Below are 17,792 nucleotides of genomic sequence, written 5' to 3'. Positions count from 1 at the left end.
ATCGTGATGCAAAGGCTAAGGCAGTCAGGTCTTCTGGTTAAGTTCCGATTTGAACGGCATTGATAGACAAAAAGAATGAATCTGACGACGAGACAACTGCGCATTTTCGTGCTGCTGGCCGAAACGCTGAGCTTCCAGAAAACGGCCGAGCTGCTGCATGTGACACAGCCCACGCTGAGCAAACTGCTGAAGGAGGCGGAAGAGACGCTGGGCGTCAAACTCTTCGAGCGCACCACCCGCATGGTGCGCCTGTCGCGCGAAGGCCAGGACATTATCGAGACCGCGCGCAAGATCACCGCGCTGCATGAAAAAGGCATGCTGGAACTGGACCAGCGGCTGCGCGACCGCAACAACCGCGTGGCGGTCGCGGCCTTGCCCACGCTCGCGGCGTCACTCATTCCGCTCTTGATAGAGAGCCTCGCGCGCAAGCACCCGCGGGTCCGCGTGGAGGTCTACGATCCCATCGCCAGCGAAGCCCTGCAATTGCTGCGCGAGCGGCGCGTGGACATCGCCGTGACCACCATGAACGAGGAAGGCGTTGCCGACCTGGTCTATCAGGAGTTGTTCACCGAACCCTTCGTGCTGTTCCACAGCGCCCAGGTCAAACCGGACGTCACGCGTTGGACGCCCGCGGAACTCGCCCGTCTGCCCTTGATCAGCATGCCGCCAGGCACCAGCGTGCGCGTGCTGACCGAACGCGCCTTCCAGGCCGCGTCGCAGCCCTTCAATCCGCTCTATTCTTTGCGGGACCTGAACACCATCGCACGCTTCGTGCAGCACAACTGCGGCATTGCGCTATTGCCGGAGTCGTCGCTGGACAACGCGACGCAGCGCGGCGTGCGCAAGACCCGCCTGCGGCAGGGTCTAACACGCTCGGTCGGCATGTATATCCGGCGCGAGACCGAACCCTCGCGGCTGCTGCGCCAAACGCTGGATGAATTGCGCCGCCTGGGCCAAGACCGCCAGTCGCAATCCGATTGAGCGGGCTGGGGTCCGTGCTCAGGCGCGCGCCACCCAGGCGCCGTCCACCTCGGCCAACTGGCTGCTGATCTGGCTGGCGGCCTCGATGACCGCCGCGCGAAAAGGCTCGAGACGGCAATGCTCGGCGCGCACGATCAGACTCAGTCCGGCCACCACGCGCTGCTCCAGGAAAATGGGCGCGGCTATGCCTATGGTCCCAGGCGTGATCTCGGAATCGCTGACCGCTACGCCCGCCTCGCGGATGGCGTCGAGTTCCAGGCACAGGTCCTTCAGGCTCTTCCAGTGCGAAATGGCACGCGCTTCCTCTTCATGGGCCAGGTACATGCGCTCCAGGGCGCGGCGGCTCTGGTGCGCCAGGATGACCTTGGAGGTCGCGCCGCGAAACATCGGCATGGTGGCGCCACGTTCATAGCGTCCGACGCGCGCGGCCGGGTCGCCAATTTCCTGGTGGATGCACATGACCTTGTCCTGGTAGCTGCGCGTCAGCACCGAGGCCGACGAGGACGTGGTCGCCTCCACCAGGCGGCGCATGTGCGGTTCGGCCACCTTCAGCAAGGGATCGCCGTGGCGCATCAGCAAGTCGAAATGAGCAAAGGTCGGCCCCAGCACATAGCGCGCGCCCATCACCGGAGTCAGGAAATCGGCGCGCACCAGTTCCTGTACGTCGCGGTAGGCCGAACTGACGGAGACATCCATTTCGACGGCGATTTCCTCAACCGACCATGCGGCGCGCCTGTCATAGAGCTGCAGGATGTGCAGTATCCGGTTGCGCGTCCTGATATCACCCGCCACGTCGACCTCTCCCTATCGTTACGCCTGTGCGGCGCGTGATTTCGCATCCATTGCGAAATTTAATTTCTCCGCGATTCTAGCAGCGTCGTCTTCCCCCTCTGGGCCGAGGCGCGCGGCGCCAAACGAGGGGGCTTGCCAAAGCGTCAACTCGATGCAAAAATTCATTTAGTCGCAATGGTTGCGAATTTAGTATTTTTTGCAAAGGTGGATCATGGCAAACGGCGAGACCTCCGAAACGCGTATTCCAGTCACTTTGCTGACGGGCTTCCTGGGCAGCGGCAAGACCACCCTGCTGAATCACTGGCTGCGCGACCCGGCGCTGGCCGGTGCGGCGGTCATCGTCAATGAGTTTGGCGAGATCGGCATCGACCACGCGCTGATCGCCAGCAGCAACGAAAACACCATCGAACTGACCACCGGCTGCCTGTGCTGCACCGTGCAAGGCGACCTGGTCGAGACCCTGCGCGACCTGCGCGCCAAGCGCAGCGCCGGAACCATCGCTGCCTTTGATCGCGTCCTGATCGAAACCACGGGCATGGCCGACGTGGTGCCGGTCATCCAGGCGTTGATGACGTTTCCCGTCGCGCGCTCGTTCCGCTTGAACCGCGTGCTGACCGTGGTGGACGCCGTCAACGGGCCGGGCACGCTGGCCGCGCACCCGGAGGCCGTCAAGCAGGCGGCCGTCGCCGATGCCTTGATCGTCACCAAGACCGAACTGCCCGGCGCTCAAGTCGCGGCGCTGGTGGACACGCTGGCGCGCGTCAACCCGGGAGCAACGCGCGTGGTGTGCAACCCTGCGGCGCGGCCGGATGCCACGGTGCTGGACGGGCCCGATGTCTACGACGTGAACGTGCGTCCGGAGCAGGCCCGGCAATGGCTCAACGCCGCGCCTTACGCGGACGGACACGGGCATGGTGGGCATGGGCATGAACACACCCATAAGCACCACACGCACACGCATGGCCATGACCATGCCCGCATCGACAGCTTCTGCCTGGATTTCGACGCGCCCTTGCAATGGCCGCAAGTCAGCGCGTGGCTGGATGCGTTGGTCATGGCGCACCCGGACGAGCTGCTGCGCGTCAAAGGCATCCTGCACATCGCCGGCCACGAGCGGCCCATCGTGCTGCAAGCCGTGCAGCGCTTGTTCCACCCCCCCACCGAATTGCCGGAATGGCCCGACGCGGACCGGCAATCCCGCATGGTTTTCATTACCAAAGGCCTGAGCAAAGACTACGTCATGCAGGTCTGGGACACGGTGCGCCAGCGCGCCCTCCCGCCTGCCGCACGCGCGGCCTGATCGTTTTGGCATTCCCCATCACAAGGAAAACAGCATGGACACTTTGATCAAGAACGGCCTGGTGGTCACTCCGCAAGGCCGCGTGCGCGCCTCCATCGGCATCCGCGACGGCAAGATCGCCGGCCTGTACGAGGCCGGCAGCGAGCCCGACGCGCGGAACATCATCGATGCGAGCGGCCTGGCCATCCTGCCGGGCGCCATCGACATGCACTCGCACCATCGCCAGGGCTCGCAAAAAGGATTCGAATACAAGGACACAATCTTCACCGCCACGCAGCAATGCGCCGCGGGCGGCGTCACCACCAGCGTGGGCATGCCCAACGTCAATCCGCCGCCCAACTCGCTGGACCTGCTGGAAAAGCAGTTCGCCATCTACCGCAGCGACGCCGTGGTCGACTGGAACTTCAATCCGGCGCCGACGATAGAGTCGGAAATGGAAGCCATGACCGCCACCGGCATTGCGGCGTTCAAGATCTTCATGGTGGTGGACACGGGACGAGACTATCCGCACATGCCCGGCATCGGCGTGCATGATCACGGCAAGCTGTTGCGCATCATGCAGCGCTGCGCAGAACTGGACGTGCCATTGATGGTGCACCCGCACGACCAGGCCTTGATGGACGTGATCGAACAGACCTACTGGGACCGCGGCGAACGCGACGCGCTGGCCTATGCGCGCGCCTATGCCGCCCACGATGGCGTGATCTGGGAAACCGCCATCGCCACCCTGCTGCGGCTGCAAAAGGCGGCCGGCTGCCACCTGCACATCCTGCACACCCAGACCGCCGGCAGCGTGCAGCTGATCCGCGAAGCCAAGGCGGCCGGTCAGAAGGTGACCTGCGAGATCAATCCCTGGGCGCTGTTCCTGGGTTGCGAATGGTCGGCCATCCAGCGCCTGGGCTCCTACGCGCTGTCGTACTGGGTGCCGGAGAAGAACGTACCCGGCCTGTGGGAAGGGCTCAACGACGGCACCATCGATATCATTGCCACCGACCACGCCCCGCACACGCGCGAAGAGAAGGAAGTGGGCTGGACCGATGGCTGGAAAGCCCATACCGGCACGCCTTCGACCCAGTTCTACCTGAGCATGTTCCTGACCGCGGCGCAGGAAGGCAAGATCAGCCTGGAACGGGTGGCCGAGGCCTGCTCGGCCAAACCCGCCGAATTGTTCCGGCTGCGCGAAAAGGGTGAAATACGCGCGGGCCTGGACGCCGACCTGGTCCTGGTCGACCTGGAGACCGAATACGAAGTGCGCGACGAGGACGTCCTCAGCCTGGTGGGCTGGAGCCCTTATGCCGGCCGCCGTCTCAAGGGCAAGCCGGTGCGCACCCTGGTGCGCGGCACCACGGTGTATGAAGACGGAAAGGTAGTCGGCGCCAAGGGCTGCGGCCAAATGGCTGCCGCGACCCGTTGAGCTCAAAGCCGCGCATCACTACGACACAAGGGGAAAACATCATGAATCGTCGTCAGTTCTCGCGGCTGCTGGCCTCCTCGCCGCTGCTGCTGTCCGCGCTGGCCCATGCCCAGGACGGGTCCGCCATCACATTGATCGTGCCTTACCCGCCGGGCGGCAACACCGACTATGTGGCGCGCATTACCTCCGATTCGCTGCGCCGCACGCTGGGTTCGTCGGTGGTGGTGAAGAACCAGGCGGGCGCGGGCGGAACCATCGCCACCGATGCGCTGATCCGTTCGCGCAACGACGGCAACACGCTGATGGTGGGGTCCATCGGCCAGGTTTCGCTGGTCCGGTTCCTGTTCAACGTGCGTTACGACCCGTTGAACGATCTGGTGCCGGTGGCCAACATCGCCAGCAACCCGCTGGTGCTCACGGTGCCGTCCAGCTCGCGCTTCCAGAATCTTGCGCAGTTGATCGAGTATGGCCGGGCCAAACCCGGCGCACTGACCGTCGCGCACGGCGGCGAAGGGTCGATGTCGCACATGTCGGTGCTGGTGTTTCTGAAGCGTGCAGGTATCGAGGCGACGCTGATCGGCTACCGGGGCGGCGCGCCGGCTCTGCTCGACACCATGGGCGGCACCACCGACCTGTATTCGGCCAACATCTCCGAAATCCTGCCTTACAAGGATAGCGGCCGCATCCGTTTCCTGGGCGTGTCCAGCCGCCAGCCCGTGCCTCAGCTGCCCGGCGTGCCGGCCATCGCCGACACCATCCCGGGGCACGAGATCGAAACCTGGAACGGCCTGTTCGCGCCGCCCGGCACGCCCGCGGAAGTGGTGGACAGGCTGGCCGACGCCGTGCAGGTGATGCTGCGCGATCCGGACGTGCTGAGCAAGTTCGACGCGTCCGGCAGCCAGCCGCGGGCAGGCGAGGTGAAGGACAAGTTCGCCCGCCGCATCCGCGACGACATCGCGCTCTGGACGCCGCTGGTCTCTCTGATCGGCGTCAAGCCGGCCAACTGAGGCGGCCGGTCCTTCAGGAAAAAAAGCCCGCAAGACACGAAGTCTTGCGGGCTTTTTTGTACATGCCAGAGCGGTGCCCTGCCATGCATAGCCATCACATCACTGTTCGCCAGTCGCCTGCGTCAGCGACATGCCGAGCTGCACGCGGCGCTGCAGCCACAGGCTGGGGCGATAGCGCGGATCGCCGGTCACGCGTTGCATGCTCTTCAGGATTTCCAGGATGCGGTCGGCGCCCAGCTTGTCGCCCAGGGCCAGCGGCCCCACCGGATAGCCCAGGCCCAGCGTCACCGCCAGGTCGATGTCCTTGGGCGTAGCGATCTGCTGTTGCGCGATGTCGCTGGCGATGTTGACGATGGTGGCCACGATGCGCTGGGCGATGAAGCCCGGCGAATCCTCGATCACCGTGACCGGCACGCCGTCTGCGGCCAGCAGCGCGTGAGCGGCGTCGCGCCACTTGGCTTCGGTGGCGGGCGACACCATGATGGTGCGGCGCTTGGCGCTGTCGAAGGCGTAGAGCGCATCCAGGCCGACCGTGCGGGCCGCGTTCAGGCCTTGCGCGGAAACCGTGGTGGAAACGTCTTCGCCGAAGGGCGTGACGAGGATAAGCGCGTCGGCGTCGGGCGTGGAACCGGTCACCAGCGTGGCGCCCAGCTTTTCGACCAGCGCGGCAGCGCGGGCGTACCCTTCGGCGTGCCTGGGGCTGACCCAGACCTTCAGGTTCTCGGGCAGCGCGGGCACGGGCGGCTCAGCCGGCACCTGCTTCTGGCCGTCGGCGTAGACGTAGAAGCCTTCACCGGCCTTGCGGCCGATCAGGCCGCCGGCCAGGCGCACGGTAGTGATGGGCGACGGACGGAAGCGCGGCTCATCGAAGAACTGGCGGTAGATGGATTCCATGACCGGGTGGGACACGTCCAGCGCCGTCAGGTCCAGCAGTTCGAACGGCCCCATGCGGAAGCCGGCCTGCTCGCGCATCACGGCATCGACCTGGGCGAAGGTCGCCACGGCTTCCTGCGCCACGCGCAGGCCTTCGGTATTCATGCCGCGGCCGGCGTGGTTGACGATGAAGCCCGGCATGTCCTTGGCGCGCACCGGCGTATGGCCCATGCGGTGGGCCAGCTCGGCCAGCGCGTCGCCGACTTCGGGCGCGCTGCGCAGGCCGTCGATGACTTCGACCACCTTCATCAGCGCGACCGGGTTGAAGAAGTGGTAGCCGGCCACGCGCTGCGGATGCTTGCAGGCGGCGGCGATGGCGGTGATGGACAGCGACGAGGTGTTCGACGCCAGGATGCAATCTTCGGCCACCACGCCTTCCAGCGCGGCGAACAGGTCGCGCTTGACGTCCAGGCGTTCGACGATGGCTTCCACCACCAGCTGGCAGTTCGACATGTCGGTCAGCGCGGTGGCGGATTCGACGCGTTCCAGCGCGGCCTGCGCGTCGGCGGCGCTCAGCTTGCCCTTCTGGGCCAGCTTGTCCCAGGTCTGGCGCAGCGACTCGCGTGCGGCCGCCACGGCGTCGGCGCTGGTGTCGTACAGGCGCACGCGCAGCCCGGCTTGCGCCGCGATCTGCGCGATGCCGCGCCCCATGGCCCCGGCGCCGACGACGCCGATGGTTTGAATCTCCTTCATCACCACTCTCCTGCTTTTATTGGATGGGGTTCAGGCCCGGCTTTGCGCCAGCGCCAGGATTTCTTCGGCCGACAGGCCCAGTTTTTCGGACAGCACCTGCTCGGTGTGCTCGCCCAGCATGGGCGGCGGACGGCGGTACTCGACCGGGCTGTCGGAGAACTTCAGCGGGCTGGCGGCAATCGGCACCGTGCCTGCGGTCGGATGCGGCAATTCACGCTTCATGCCGCGCGCCAGGACCTGCGGGTCTTCGTAGACCTGGTCCAGCGTATTGATGGGGCCGGCCGGGACGCCCACGGCTTCCAGCGCGGCCAGCCAGTGATCGCGCGCGCCGGTGGCCATGCGTTCGGTCAGCAGCGGCACCAGTTCGGCGCGGTTCTTCACACGTTGCGGATTGGTGGCGAAGCGCGGATCAGCCGAGAGCTCGGGCAAGCCGATCGCGCCGCAGTAATTGCGGAACTGGCTGTCGTTGCCGACCGCCACGATCAGGTGGCCGTCGCTGGCCGCGAACACTTGGTAGGGCACCAGGTTCTGGTGCGCGTTGCCGGCACGCTTGGGTGCCACGCCCGAAGTCATGTAGTTGAGGTTCTGATTGGCCAGCATGCTGACCTGGCAGTCCAGCAGCGCCATGTCGATGTGCTGGCCCAGGCCGCTGCGCGAGCGTTCGTGCAGCGCGGCCAGGATACCGACCGTGGAGTACATGCCGGTCATCAGGTCGGTCACCGCCACCCCCGCCTTCTGCGGACCGCCGCCAGGCAGGTCGTCGCGTTCGCCGGTGATGCTCATCAGGCCGCCCATGCCCTGGATCATGAAGTCGTAGCCGGGGCGGCTGGCGTAGGGGCCGGTCTGGCCGAAGCCGGTGATGGAGCAGTAGATCAGGCGCGGGTTGAGTTCCTTCAGGCTGTCATAGTCCAGGCCGTACTTGGAGAGGCCGCCGACCTTGAAGTTTTCGACCAGGATATCGCTTTGCAGCGCCAGTTCGCGCACCAGTTCGGCGCCGCGCGGCGAGGCGATGTCCAGCGCCACCGACAGCTTGTTGCGGTTGGCGGACAGGTAATAGGCCGCCTCGGTGGTGTCGTTGCCCGCCTCGTCCTTCAGGTACGGAGGCCCCCAGGCCCGCGTGTCGTCGCCCGCGCCAGGGCGTTCGATCTTGATCACCTCGGCGCCGAGGTCGGCAAGGTTCTGGGTGCACCAGGGACCCGCCAGGACGCGGGTGAGGTCCAGCACGCGTATGCCGGTAAGGGGAGCGGGACGTTGCGACATTAGTAATCTTTTCGCTGGAAGAGAAATGAAAACGTCCGGCTTGCGGCGGCGCGCAAGCCAGACTGGAGTTCCGTCATGCCGGCGGCGCGCGGCCGCTGGCGCGTCATATTCCGGCGCGGCCCAGGGCCGCTGCCGGATCACCGTCAGTCATGCAGGATATTAGCCTCTTGGGCCGTGTCCGCGCTCAGGAATGCGCCTTGATGGTTTCGCGGGCGATCACCAGCTGCTGGATCTGCGAAGTGCCTTCGAAGATGCGGAACAGGCGCACGTCGCGGTAGAAGCGCTCGACCGCGTACTCGGACATGTAGCCCGCGCCGCCGTGGATCTGCACCGCGCGGTCGGCCACGCGACCCACCATTTCGGTGGCGTACAGCTTGCAGCAGGCGGCCTGCATGGTGGTGTTCTCGCCGCGGTCGCGCATGCGGGCGGCGTCCAGCACCATGCAGCGCGCGGCGTAGAGCTCGGCCTGGCTGTCGGCGATCATGGCCTGGATCAGCTGGAATTCAGCGATGGGCTGGCCGAATTGCTTACGCTCAATGGCGTACTTCACGGCGTCGCCCAGCAGGCGGTCGGCGATGCCCACGCACAGCGCCGAAATATGCAGGCGGCCCTTGTCCAGCACCCGCATCGAGGTGCGGAAGCCATTGCCCTCTTCTCCGCCCAGCAGCGCGCTGGCCGGGACGCGGCAGTTGTCGAACACCACGTCGCTGGTCAGGGCGCCGGCCTGGCCCATCTTCTTGTCGGGCTTGCCGATGGTCAGGCCGGGCGTACCGGCTTCGACCAGGAAGCACGAAATCGAATTGGCGCGGCGTTCCGGCGCGGTGCGCGCCATGACCGAGAACAGCCCGGCGATGGGCGCGTTGGTGATGTAGCGCTTGGTGCCGTTGAGCACGTAGCTGTCGCCGTCGCGCACGGCGGACAGGCGCAGCGCCATGGCGTCGGAGCCGGCATCGGGCTCGGTCAGCGCGAACGAGCCTATCAATTCGCCGCTGGCCAGCTTGGGCAGGTAGTTGGCGCGCTGCTCGTCGGTGCCGGCCAGCACGATGGCTTGCGAACCGATGCCGATGTTGGTGCCGGCCAGCGAGCGGAACGCGGGCGAGGTCTGCCCCAGCTCGAAGACCACGCGCACTTCTTCTTCCATGGTCAGGCCCAGGCCGCCGTGGTCGGGCGAGATGGACAGGCCGAACAGGCCCAGCTCGCGCATCTCGTTGACGATGTCCGGCGGCACCTGGCCGCTTTCGGCCAGTTCGTCTTCGGCGGGGATCAGGCGTTCGTGCACGAAGCGGCGCACGGCGTCCAGCAGCAGATTCAGGGTTTCGGTATCGAGGGCCATGATGGGAGTCTCAAAAAAATGCGGGGTAAGCCGGGGACAGCCGCGCCTCAGGCGCGCATGCCTCCGACCAATAGATCGAAGTAGCCGGCGGCGATGGTTTCGGCGCTGTCGCCCTGGCCCGGCTTGTACCAGCGCACCATCCAATTCAGCATGGACAGCACGCCGCGGCCGGCCGCGGCCACGTCCAGCGCGCGGAATTCGCCGGCGGCAACGCCCTGCGCAATCAGTTCGCGCAGGCGCTTTTCGTACCCGTCGCGCAGCCGGGCGGCGTCTTCGCGCTCGGTCAGGGCCATGCCGGAATAGCCGATCAGCATGGTGACGAATTCGGGATGGTGCTGCTCGAAGTAACGCGCGTGGCCCACCATGAAGGCGCGCAACCGGGCGGTGGCGCCTTCGGCCCGGCCAACTTCCTGGGCCACGGCCTGGGTCAGGCCGGTCAGCACGGCCAGGATGATGGCGTCGTAGATGTCCTGCTTGGTGGTGTAGTAGTGGTAGATGGCGGCCTTGGACACGCCGAGCGCAGCAGCCAGGTCCGACACCGAGCTGCCGTCGTAGCCGCTTTGAGCGAAGAGCTTGGCGGCTTCTTCCAGGATGCGTTCGCGCGGGGCCGCCACGGTGGGTGGGCGGCCGGCGCGGGCGCGTTTCTGGGCGGGAGGGGCGGAGGTCGCCATGGCTGCCTTTGGAAGGGCCGCACCGGCGCTGCCGGAGGCTCTTGCGAACCTCCATTGACAGCGCTTCGGCGCATGCCGTTTAATAAGGATTAATTAATTACCGGACGGTCGGTAGGTAATTATAGGCACACCCGCCAACGATGCTCAAGCCCTCTTTTGACCTTTTTTCCGCGACGACGCCATGCCCCACTCTCTCGTGACTGATTTGTACGGCCAGATGTCCCTGCCGGTCATCTGCGCCCCCATGTTCATCGTGTCCAATCCCAAGCTGGTGGTGGCGCAATGCACCAGCGGCATCGTGGGTTCGTTCCCCGCGCTGAATGCGCGCCCGCAAAGCCTGCTGAGCGACTGGCTGGACGAAGTCCAGGCTGGCCTGGCCTCGCACCGCGAAGCCAATCCCGGCGCGACCGTGGCGCCGTTCGCGGTCAACCAGATCATCCATCAGTCCAACGACCGCCTGGAGCAAGACCTGGCCGTGTGCGCCAGCCACCGCGTGCCGCTCATCATCACCAGCCTGCGCGCGCCCGGCGACCTGGTCAAAGGCGTGCATGACTGGGGCGGCAAGGTATTCCACGACGTGACCACGATCCGCCACGCCGAAAAGGCGCTGGAAGCCGGCGTGGACGGCCTGATCCTGGTGTGTGCCGGCGCCGGCGGCCACGCGGGCACGCTCAGCCCCTTCGCGCTGGTGTCCGAAGTGCGCCGCTTCTATGACGGCCCGCTGATCCTGTCGGGCGCGATCACCTCGGGCGCGCATGTCCTGGCCGCGCAGGCCATGGGCGCGGACTTCGCCTACATGGGCACGCGCTTCATCGCCAGCGAGGAAGCCAACGCCAGCGAAGGCTACAAATCCGCCATCGTCGACGCCAGCGCCTCGGACATCCTCTACACCCCGTTCTTCACCGGCATTCCGGGCAACTACCTGAAGGCCAGCATCGCCGCCGCCGGGCTGGACCCGGCCAACCTGCCGCAGCCCGACAGCGGCGCGTCCAACTTCGGCTCAGGCCGGGTCAAACCCTGGAAGGACATCTGGGGCGCGGGCCAGGGCGTGGGCGGCATCGCCAGCGTGCTGCCGACGCGCCAGATCGTGGACACGCTGCGCAGCGAGTACGCGGACGCCAAGAGCCGCCTGGCCAACGGATTCGGCGCATGAGCGCCGGGCTGCAGGTCAGCCGCGACGGCGCGGTGCTGACGTTGACCATCAACCGTCCGGATCGCCGCAACGCGCTGGATACCGCCACCTATGCGGCGCTGACCGAACAGATTGCGCTGGCCTCCGCCGACACGGCGGTGGCGGCGGTGATCCTGACGGGCGCGGGCGAGCATTTCACGGCCGGCAACGACTTGCGCGACTTCCAGGCGGAGCGCGGCGCGGGCGACAGCGCCGGCCTGACTTTCCTGCGCGCGCTGACCACGGCAGACGTGCCGGTCGTCGCCGCGGTCGAGGGCTACGCCGTCGGCATCGGCGTGACCCTGCTGCAGCATTGCGATTTTGTCCATGTGGGCGAAGGCGCCACCTTGCGCATGCCGTTCGTGGCGCTGGGCCTGTGCCCGGAAGGCGCGTCCAGCCTGCTGATGCCGCGCCTGGCCGGCACCCGCCGCGCCGCCGAATGGCTGTTGCAGGGCAAGGCGTTCACGGCGCAGGACGCCTGCGACGCCGGGCTGGCGACTTCAGTCACGCCCAAGGGCCAGGCGCTGGCCGCCGCGCAAGCCACCGCCGCCGACCTGGCGCGCCAGCCGCCCGCCGCGCTGCGCCTGACCAAGGCCATGCTGCGTCGGCCGGACCGTCAGGCGATCCAGGACACGATGGATTACGAGGCCCAGCAGTTCCGCATCCGCCTGCAATCCGAAGAGGCGCAGGCGGCCTTCGCGAAGTTCTTCAAGAAGTAGGGAAGCCGGATGGCGCGCCATCCGCAGCCTCAGAACGGCGAATCCGGCCGGAAGTTCGGCGCGCGGCGTTCGCGCAGGGACTGGATCCCTTCACGCACGTCCGGGCCGCCAAAGCCCATGAATTCCAGCGCCAGCGAGGTATCGAAGCTCGGCCCGGCCATGCGCAGCCAGTTGTTCAGCGAATACTTGGTCCAGCGGATGGCGGTCTGGGAGCCCGCGGCCAGCTTGTTGGCAACTTCGAAGGCGCGGCCGATCAGTTCGGCCTCGTCCACGCACAACGACACCAGGCCGATGCGCTCGGCTTCTTCGCCGGTCACGGTTTCGCACAGCATCAGGTAGTACTTGGCGCGCGCCATGCCGCAAAGCAGCGGCCAGACGATGGCGGCATGGTCGCCGGCCGTCACGCCCAGGCGGGTATGGCCGTCGATGATGCGCGCGTCGCGCGCCGCGATGGAGATGTCGGCCAGCAAGCCCGCCACCAGGCCCGCGCCCACGGCCGCGCCGTGCATGGCGGACACGATGGGCTTGTTGCAATTGATGATGTTGTAGACCAGGTCGCGGGCTTCGCGCCAAACGCGGGTGCGCACGTCGAAGTCGTCCGCCATCTGCTGTACCAGGTCCAGGTCGCCCCCACCCGAAAAGCCCTTGCCTTCGCCACGGATCACCACCACCCGGGTGTCGGGGTCGGTGTCGATGTCGCGCCAGATGTCGGCCAGCTCGCGGTGCATGCGGTCGTCGGCGGTGGACAGCTTGCCCGGCTTGCCGCCCTTGGCGCCCATGATCACCTCCAGCACCCCGCCGGGGTGCCGGCGCAGCTTCAGGGACTCATAGGCGGAATAGTGTTCCAGCGTGATGTCGCTCATGTTTGTCTCCACGTCGTCTTGTCTTGGGGCCGGGCCGGATGCCGGCCGGTTTGGGCGCACTATAGTAGATACGCGCCATCGCGCCATGCCGATTTCCCCAGGAGCCTCAGCCCATGAACACTAGCGCCCCGTCCACCGGCGGCACCATCGACCGCGCCGCCCTGCCTGCCCTGTTCGCGCCGCGCGGCCAGGACACCCACAAGGGCAGTTTCGGCACGGTGGGCGTGGTGGGCGGCGGCCCCGGCATGACGGGCGCGGCGCTGCTGGCCGCGCGCGCCGCCTTGAAGACAGGCGCCGGCAAGGTGCTGATCGGCTTCGCCCAGGACGCCGCCCCCCTGGCCTGCGACCCGTTGCAGCCCGAGCTGATGCTGCGCGATGCCCGCTCGCTGCTGGAAGAGGACTGGGGCGTCACCGCCTGGGTGGCTGGCTGCGGCATCGGCACGGGAGCCTTGGCGGCCAACGCGCTGTCCGAATTGTTTGTACTGCGGCGCGGGGCGCCGCTGGTGCTGGACGCGGACGGACTGAATCTGCTGGCGCGCGGCGACATCCAGCCCAATTGGGGCGACGGTCCCGTGGTGCTGACGCCGCACCCGGCCGAGGCCGGCCGCCTGCTGGGCATCAGCGCGGCCGAGGTGCAGGCCGACCGCCCGGGCGCCGCCTGGACACTGGCGCAGCGCTACCGGGCCTGGATCGTGTTGAAGGGCGCCGGCACTGTAGTCTGCTCGCGGGACGGCGAGCTGCGGGTCAATACCAGCGGCAATCCGGGGCTCGCCACCGCCGGAACCGGGGACGTATTGGCGGGCATGCTGGGCTCGCTGATCGCCCAGAAATTGCCTCTGGCACAAGCCGTAGCCGGAGCCGTGTGGCTGCACGGCGCGGCGGCCGACGCCCTGGTGGCCCAGGGTGTCGGCCCCATCGGACTGACCGCTGGAGAGCTGGCGGACGCCGCCCGCGCCCTGCGCAATCGCGGCTAAGTCCCTGGAGAATAAACATTTTTACAACATATAGGGGTTTACCCTAAAAATAGCATTGCATAGAGCCTAGGGTTATCCCTATAATGGTTTACACCAAGACGAAACGGACTGGAGCAAACCATGAGCGAACTGACCCTGAACCACACTGCCCGCCTGACCGATGCGCTGGAGCGCGATCTGCTCCGCGGCGCCCTCGAGAACCAACCGAATTCCCATCCGCTGACCGGCCTGAAGAAAGCCGGCCAAGCCGTAGTGGCAGCTGTTGCCGCCGTGTTCTCCTTCATCGACGAAGTGAACGAGTCGATGAACAAGGCCCGCGCCGCCAGCTCGCGCTTCTCCGGTTCGCAGTGGTAAGCCCTGCCGCGCTGGCCTGAGTCGCGATCGATCTCCCGCGATTCAGTCTGGCGCGACCCCGCCGCAACGCCCGCCGGTTTCCCGGCGCCCCTTGCGGCGGTTCTTCGGCGCCCAGCCCCTCACCCGGGCGCCATCGCGCCGCGCAGGCCTCCAGACGAGGCAGCGCGGCGCCCTCTTTCCCCCCTCCCTCTCCGCGTTTTCCCTAGCGCTGCGCTTGCCATTGCACATTGACAGTGCGCGAAGCCCCTACCGATAATCGGCCCCTTGCCGTCGTGCCCGGCGCCAAAACCCCCTGAGCCCCTTCCAGGCGACGCCGCCCGCGCGGCTGGCGCAGGCCGGTTTACACGCAGGCGCGATCCGGTTCGTTCCCCATCCGGAGTTGTCACCATGAAGTTGCGCACTACCCTGGCCCTTGCGGCCGCCGCCATCCCCTTGGCCGCTGCCCAAGCCCAGACGCTGAAGATCGGCCTGTCGGCCGAACCCACCTCGGCGGACCCCCACTATCACAAGATGACGCAGAACGACGCGTTCTCCGCGCACGTCTACAGTTCCCTGGTGGGCCGCAGCGCCGACATGAAGCTGGTGCCCGCCCTGGCCACCTCCTGGAAGACGCTGGACGACCAGACCTGGGAATTCAAGCTGCGCGACGACGTCAAGTTCTCCAACGGCAAACCGTTCACGTCCGAAGACGTGCTGTTCACCATCTGCCGCACGCTGAACAACGAAACCAACGTGTCGCAGTCCTACATGGACATGACCAAGCGCATCACCGACGTGCAGACGCCGGACGCGCACACCGTCATCATCAAGACCGGCGAGCCCTTCCCCCTGATGCCCGCCGAACTGGCGCGTTCGCTGCCCATCGTCTGGAATGGCATCGTCGAGCACGGCAAGCTCACGTTCGACCCCAAGAAGGGTTGCGGCGTGACTGGCGCCTGGCCCACCGTGGCTGACTTCAACAACGGCAAGGATGCCATCGGCACCGGCCCGTACACCCTGAAGTCCTACGTCAAGGGCACCGGCATCGAGCTGGTCCGCAACGAGAACTACTGGGGTCCCAAGCCCTACTGGAAGGAAGTGAAGTTCGTGCCGGTGCCGTCCGCCGGCCCGCGCCTGACCGGCCTGCTGTCCGGCGACTTCGACATGATCGAAAACCCGGCCGCCCGCGACCTGCCGCGCCTGAAGGACAACCCCAAGTTCGGTTTCGTCGCCACCCCGTCGACCCGCCTGGTGTTCTTCCAGCCGGACGTGGGCCGCAACCCCAGCCCCTTCGTCAAGAGCGCCGACGGCAAGAACCCGCTGCAGGACCTGCGCGTGCGCAAGGCGATTTCGATGGCCATCGACCGCAAGACCATCACCGCCCGCATCATGGACGGCATGGCCACCCCGGCCTTCCAGTACATGCCCGACGGCATGTTCGGCGCCCTGCCCAAGGCCCCGGAAATCAAGTACGACCCGGAAGGCGCCAAGAAGCTGCTGGCCGAAGCCGGCTACCCGAATGGCTTTGAACTGACGCTGTCGTCGACCAACGACCGCTACGTCAACGACGGCCAGGTAGCGCAAGCCGTGGCCCAGTACCTGGCCCGCGTCGGCATCAAGACCAATGTGGACGCCATGACGGCCTCCATCTACTTCCCCAAGCGCGCCAAGCGCGAGTTCAGCTTCTCGATGGGCGGCTGGCCGGCGGAAACGGGTGAAGCCTCGGCGCTGTTCCAGCTGTGGGTGGCTTCCCTGGATTCCCCCAACAGCCTGGGCACCAGCAACTACGGCGGCTTCAGCAACGCCGACTTCGATAAGGTCTACAAGCAGGCCATCGTGACCGTCGACGCGCCCAAGCGCGAGAAGCTGCTGCAGGAATCCACCCAGATCGCGCTCGACAACGTGCCGCTGATCCCGCTGCACTTCGAAAGCAGCATCTGGGCCTTCCGCAAGGGCATCACCTACGAAGGCCGCCGCGACCAGTACACGCTGGCCACCTCGGTCACGCCCGAAAAGCAATAATCAGGTTCGCCTGAACGGACAAACGGCTGCCTTGGGGCAGCCGTTTTTTTTGCCGGACCACTCCAGGGCAGGAGCCCCTTCGAAGGTCGCCAGCACTTATGGCGTGCGCGGCGTGAGGATGCTCGCGTTGCTGCCAGGCTATGCAGCCGGCCTGCCTTGCAGCGCATCGTCCAGTTCCCGCGCCAGCAGCTCGACGAAGGCTTCTGCCGCGGGCGGCAGCACCCGCCCGGGCATGACCTGGATCTGCAGGGTGCGCGATTGCAGCTCGGCATTGGAAATCGGCACGGCGACCAGTTCGTCGCGCCGCAGGCTCCAGGCCACCGAGATGTAGCCGCTGAGCATGATGGCGTCCGACCCGAAGACAAAGCCATGCAGCGGCGAGGAATCATTGCAGGTCAGCGCCGGCTCCAGCTGCACCGATTCCAGCGCGCAGCCCATCTCGAAGAGCTGCCGCGTGGTGGTGCCCGGCCCGGTCAAGGCCAGCGGATAGTGGCTGAGATCCTGCAGGCTGACGCTGGCGCGGCCCGCCAGTGGATGGTCGGCTGCCATCACCGCATGCACCGGCGCGCGGCGCGAATAGCGCGGGCTGACCCCGCCGATGCGCTCGGCGATGAAGACCATGCCCAGCTCCACGCTGCCTTCGGCCACGCGGCGGCTGACTTCGGCCGGCGACCCCACATAGAGGTCGAAGCGGATGTTGGGCCAATCGCGCCGGAAGCGCGCCATTACCGAAGGCAGGAAGATCCGCGCCACGCCTTCGACGGACGCCACCCGGATCTCGTTGCGCGCGGTGCCCTTGATGGCCGCGATCTCCTGCAGCACGGAATCGGCTTCCAGCATGGTGCGGCGGGCATGCGCCAGCAGCAACTGGCCCGCTTCGCTCAGGACCATGCCGCGCGCGGCGCGCTCGAACAGCGGCGCCCCCGCCTCCTCCTCCAGCTTGGCGATCTGCCGGCTGATGGCCGACACCGCCACGTGCAGGCGCTCGGACGCGCCGCTCAGGCTGCCTGCCTGGGCAACTTCCAAAAAATACTTCAGCGCGATGCCGTGCATGCCAGCCTCTGACGATTCTCAAGGAGTGGGAATGGTGAACAAGCTTTGCCTTTTCTGCAAAGCTCGAGATAAATATTCTAATTGTAGAGAAAGCAGCCAAGCTCCTAGAATTCGCCCAATACTCGAAGGCGGCGTGCGTCTGACGCGCCCCATATATAAGGGAAAACCCGTGCTAGCAGCCCATTTCAGCGCCCTCCGCGCCGCGGCGCCCGCTCATACCGGCTGCTAGTCGCCACCCCAGCGCCATCGCCTATACAATCCCGTCGCTTCATC

Annotated in this window: 16 protein-coding genes; 9 read left to right on the top strand and 7 right to left on the bottom strand. The window is 66.5% G+C overall.

Going from position 1 to position 17,792, the window contains the following annotated elements; translation table 11 throughout:
* Window positions 1-75 precede the first annotated feature (75 nt).
* On the top strand, window positions 76-981 hold the full coding sequence (locus IPU70_RS16830) for a LysR family transcriptional regulator (protein WP_207468834.1): 906 nt from the start codon (window positions 76-78) through the stop codon (window positions 979-981).
* An 18-nt stretch (window positions 982-999) separates the two neighbouring features.
* Here IPU70_RS16830 and IPU70_RS16825 read toward each other — a convergent pair whose 3' ends face one another.
* On the bottom strand, window positions 1,000-1,773 hold the full coding sequence (locus tag IPU70_RS16825; protein ID WP_207468832.1) for an IclR family transcriptional regulator C-terminal domain-containing protein: 774 nt from the start codon (window positions 1,771-1,773) through the stop codon (window positions 1,000-1,002).
* Between the two features lie 211 nt (window positions 1,774-1,984).
* Here IPU70_RS16825 and IPU70_RS16820 point away from each other — a divergent pair, with 211 nt between their 5' ends.
* From IPU70_RS16820 to IPU70_RS16810, 3 genes are read left to right on the top strand one after another with little or no spacing between them, the layout of a single operon-like run.
* Window positions 1,985-3,073, top strand: a complete 1,089-nt coding sequence (locus IPU70_RS16820) for a GTP-binding protein (protein WP_207468829.1) — start codon at window positions 1,985-1,987, stop codon at window positions 3,071-3,073.
* Window positions 3,054-4,487: a dihydroorotase family protein gene (locus IPU70_RS16815; protein ID WP_256439243.1), complete on the top strand. Its 1,434-nt coding sequence runs from the start codon at window positions 3,054-3,056 to the stop codon at window positions 4,485-4,487. The genes IPU70_RS16820 and IPU70_RS16815 overlap by 20 nt, the downstream gene beginning before the upstream one ends.
* 41 nt (window positions 4,488-4,528) lie before the next feature.
* Complete coding sequence (locus IPU70_RS16810; RefSeq protein WP_207468825.1) at window positions 4,529-5,494, top strand: tripartite tricarboxylate transporter substrate binding protein; 966 nt, start codon at window positions 4,529-4,531, stop codon at window positions 5,492-5,494.
* A 99-nt stretch (window positions 5,495-5,593) separates the two neighbouring features.
* Here IPU70_RS16810 and IPU70_RS16805 read toward each other — a convergent pair whose 3' ends face one another.
* From IPU70_RS16805 to IPU70_RS16790, 4 genes are all read right to left on the bottom strand, one after another.
* The gene (locus IPU70_RS16805) at window positions 5,594-7,120 is read right to left on the bottom strand and encodes a 3-hydroxyacyl-CoA dehydrogenase (protein WP_013391161.1); all 1,527 of its coding nucleotides are present in this window, start codon (window positions 7,118-7,120) and stop codon (window positions 5,594-5,596) included.
* A 30-nt stretch (window positions 7,121-7,150) separates the two neighbouring features.
* Complete coding sequence (locus tag IPU70_RS16800; RefSeq protein WP_013391160.1) at window positions 7,151-8,380, bottom strand: CaiB/BaiF CoA-transferase family protein; 1,230 nt, start codon at window positions 8,378-8,380, stop codon at window positions 7,151-7,153.
* A 184-nt stretch (window positions 8,381-8,564) separates the two neighbouring features.
* Entirely contained in the window at window positions 8,565-9,713 is a 1,149-nt protein-coding gene (locus tag IPU70_RS16795; RefSeq protein ID WP_207468823.1) for an acyl-CoA dehydrogenase family protein, read from the bottom strand.
* Between the two features lie 47 nt (window positions 9,714-9,760).
* On the bottom strand, window positions 9,761-10,384 hold the full coding sequence (locus tag IPU70_RS16790; protein WP_207468812.1) for a TetR/AcrR family transcriptional regulator: 624 nt from the start codon (window positions 10,382-10,384) through the stop codon (window positions 9,761-9,763).
* A 181-nt stretch (window positions 10,385-10,565) separates the two neighbouring features.
* On the opposite strand from IPU70_RS16790, the gene IPU70_RS16785 reads away from it, so the two are divergent.
* A complete protein-coding gene (locus tag IPU70_RS16785) occupies window positions 10,566-11,537 on the top strand; it encodes a nitronate monooxygenase family protein (protein WP_207468810.1) in 972 nt (323 codons plus the stop codon).
* Window positions 11,534-12,274 carry an enoyl-CoA hydratase-related protein gene (locus tag IPU70_RS16780; protein WP_207468808.1) on the top strand — a complete coding sequence of 247 codons (741 nt, stop codon included), beginning with the start codon at window positions 11,534-11,536 and terminating at the stop codon, window positions 12,272-12,274. Before IPU70_RS16785 ends, IPU70_RS16780 begins: the two co-directional genes overlap by 4 nt.
* A 29-nt stretch (window positions 12,275-12,303) precedes the next feature.
* Here IPU70_RS16780 and IPU70_RS16775 read toward each other — a convergent pair whose 3' ends face one another.
* Window positions 12,304-13,137, bottom strand: coding sequence for an enoyl-CoA hydratase/isomerase family protein (locus IPU70_RS16775; RefSeq protein ID WP_013391155.1), 834 nt, complete (start codon window positions 13,135-13,137; stop codon window positions 12,304-12,306).
* A gap of 113 nt (window positions 13,138-13,250) precedes the next feature.
* Here IPU70_RS16775 and IPU70_RS16770 point away from each other — a divergent pair, with 113 nt between their 5' ends.
* The 3 genes from IPU70_RS16770 to IPU70_RS16760 all read left to right on the top strand — a co-directional run bounded on the left by IPU70_RS16770 (window position 13,251) and on the right by IPU70_RS16760 (window position 16,466).
* The gene (locus IPU70_RS16770; RefSeq protein ID WP_207468806.1) at window positions 13,251-14,111 is read left to right on the top strand and encodes an NAD(P)H-hydrate dehydratase; all 861 of its coding nucleotides are present in this window, start codon (window positions 13,251-13,253) and stop codon (window positions 14,109-14,111) included.
* A 120-nt stretch (window positions 14,112-14,231) separates the two neighbouring features.
* Window positions 14,232-14,465: a hypothetical protein gene (locus tag IPU70_RS16765; RefSeq protein ID WP_013391153.1), complete on the top strand. Its 234-nt coding sequence runs from the start codon at window positions 14,232-14,234 to the stop codon at window positions 14,463-14,465.
* A 387-nt stretch (window positions 14,466-14,852) separates the two neighbouring features.
* Window positions 14,853-16,466: an ABC transporter substrate-binding protein gene (locus IPU70_RS16760; protein WP_013391152.1), complete on the top strand. Its 1,614-nt coding sequence runs from the start codon at window positions 14,853-14,855 to the stop codon at window positions 16,464-16,466.
* Between the two features lie 138 nt (window positions 16,467-16,604).
* On the opposite strand, the gene IPU70_RS16755 is transcribed toward IPU70_RS16760, so the two are convergent.
* Complete coding sequence (locus IPU70_RS16755) at window positions 16,605-17,519, bottom strand: LysR family transcriptional regulator (protein WP_207468804.1); 915 nt, start codon at window positions 17,517-17,519, stop codon at window positions 16,605-16,607.
* Between the last annotated feature and the right edge of the window lie 273 nt (window positions 17,520-17,792).

The organism is Achromobacter sp. SD115 (assembly GCF_017355315.1).
GTDB lineage: Bacteria > Pseudomonadota > Gammaproteobacteria > Burkholderiales > Burkholderiaceae_B > Achromobacter > Achromobacter xylosoxidans_B.
Note: the sequence above shows the minus strand (reverse complement) of the source record. Positions and strands in the feature narration are given on the sequence as shown.